Genomic DNA, 2,040 nt, shown 5'->3' with positions numbered 1-2,040 from the left:
TTGACACTCTCCTGCCTAAAGGCGAGGAGATTCTTAAGACCTTACAGCCTTAATATCCTGTTTGCACAGGTTCCCAAACTCACCACGTTTGCTCATAGAGCGTGGTGATATCTTTTGAGCGTTTTGGTGATTAACACCTAGTTTCGCGGAGTCCCCACGTACTATTTCCAAGCCTCTATTTTTAATAGTCTTTGCAGCACCAATGTCAGCGTGTTCGTGATATCCGCATTCGGTGCAGATGAACTTCTCACCATCACGATTTGACTTATCAATATGTCCACAATTTCTGCATTCAAGACTAGAGTGTTTAGGGTTAATTTTAATTACGACCTTTCCTTGCTTTTCAGCGAGATACTCAATCTTTAAAACTAACTCACTCCAAGCCGCATCAGAGATAGCACGGTTTAAACCTTTCTTTCTTGATTGTCCATTTTTCAGAAACCTGCCAGTATTTTCATCAACTTTAACCTTACAACGTTTCAACATCCCAGCGATATTTAAATCCTCTAGTGCAATAGCATCAACCTTTCTAGATACTATTTTGTTAGCAACATACCACTGGCAAGCAACTCGTTTATCTACAATCTTCTTATGAAAACTTCCTAACTTGTTGGCTGCTTTTTTACGATTTTTACTACCCTTGACTTTTCTGCTAACTCGCTTCTGCCTGATTTTCAGAGTGCGTTTCGCTTTCTTGTTAGTTGAGAATTTAGGATTATCAATTTGATACCTATCTGACAAGTGAACAAGTTTGGTTATTCCTAAGTCGCAACCAAGAATAGAATTAACTTCATTCAATGGTTTTGATACATAGTCGGGTATGGCTTTATCTTCTATTCTAATCGAGACGTACCATCCATCTTGACGCTTCCTGATTGTTGCAGCTTTGATGGTAAATCCATTTGGTATTGAGCGGGAGTTAAAAAAACGCATCCATCCTAACTTAGGAAGATATATTTTACTCACTTGAACTTTGACACCCATCTGGTAAGTAAAGGATGTAAAATTACTCCGGTTTTTAAACTTGGGAAACCCTCTACCCTCAAAGAAGTTTTTGTAGGCAGTGTCAAGACGTTTTAGGTTTTGTTGTAGCACTGTAGAGTCAATCTCCCCAAACCACGGTGCACGTTTCTTTAACTCTGGCAATGCCGTTATTTGGATGTCTCCAGCACTGCGCCTTGGGTTTTTGAGTTTGCCATCATTGTCGGTCTTACCGTCTTTCCAAGGTTCTCCACTTGCGCCATTCTTGCTAACAAAACAAGTCAGTGGACAGGCTTCTCCTTTAGTTCTGATATCACAATAGTCTCCTTGAATGAATTGTTGGTTATATTGAGTTATTCTGTCTGCCAAACTCCAGTTGTAAGTTGAGCGGAGCATATCTAGCCATCCACTCATTTTGTTTGACTGAGTAATGTTAGGGCGCAACTTATAGATATAGTTTGTTAGCAAATACCATCGCCTCATCTTGTGGATTAACTTATTTGATTATACACTACATATATACAAAACACAATCAGTAATTACAGAAGCATGGGAAGTTTTTCTCCAGACGAATATAGGCACGAAGGGAACGGAATATCACTTCTTAACTATCACTTTGTCTTTATCCCCAAACGCAGGAAAAAAGTGCTAGTAGATGCAATAGCAGAAAGACTACAGGAAATTATCTGTGAGGTTTGCAACGAGAATAGATGGAAAATTATTGCAATGGAAATCATGCCTGATCATGTTCATTTATTTTTGAATGTGAAACCAACAGACAACCCGTCCCAAATCATGAACAGAATTAAAGGACGGGCTTCTCATCACTTAAGAAAAGAGTTTCCAGAATTGCTTAAACTTCCGACTCTGTGGACACCCAGCTATTTTGTTTCCACTGCCGGGAATATTTCTACGAAAAATGTAATAGAGTACATAGCACACCAAAAAGATTAAATCAGAACACCCTAAAGGGTGTTATTAGCTTTCATCCCCTGCCTGAAGTACGAAATACGCAACTGCGTTGCTGTTTCTCAGGGGTTTTCAGCATTTCCCTTATAA

Annotated in this window: 2 protein-coding genes; one reads left to right on the top strand and one right to left on the bottom strand. The window is 39.3% G+C overall.

Going from position 1 to position 2,040, the window contains the following annotated elements; translation table 11 throughout:
- Nucleotides 1-33 precede the first annotated feature (33 nt).
- Complete coding sequence (locus tag LC574_RS37520; RefSeq protein WP_267871822.1) at nucleotides 34-1,464, bottom strand: transposase; 1,431 nt, start codon at nucleotides 1,462-1,464, stop codon at nucleotides 34-36.
- Between the two features lie 66 nt (nucleotides 1,465-1,530).
- On the opposite strand from LC574_RS37520, the gene tnpA reads away from it, so the two are divergent.
- A complete protein-coding gene (gene tnpA, locus LC574_RS37515) occupies nucleotides 1,531-1,935 on the top strand; it encodes an IS200/IS605 family transposase (RefSeq protein ID WP_229458683.1) in 405 nt (134 codons plus the stop codon).
- Nucleotides 1,936-2,040 lie beyond the last annotated feature (105 nt).

This window comes from Nostoc sp. CHAB 5715 (genome assembly GCF_020829685.1).
Taxonomy (GTDB): Bacteria; Cyanobacteriota; Cyanobacteriia; order Cyanobacteriales; family Nostocaceae; genus Nostoc.
The sequence above is the reverse complement of the archived record's forward strand: the minus strand, read 5'-3'. Positions and strand labels throughout refer to the sequence as shown.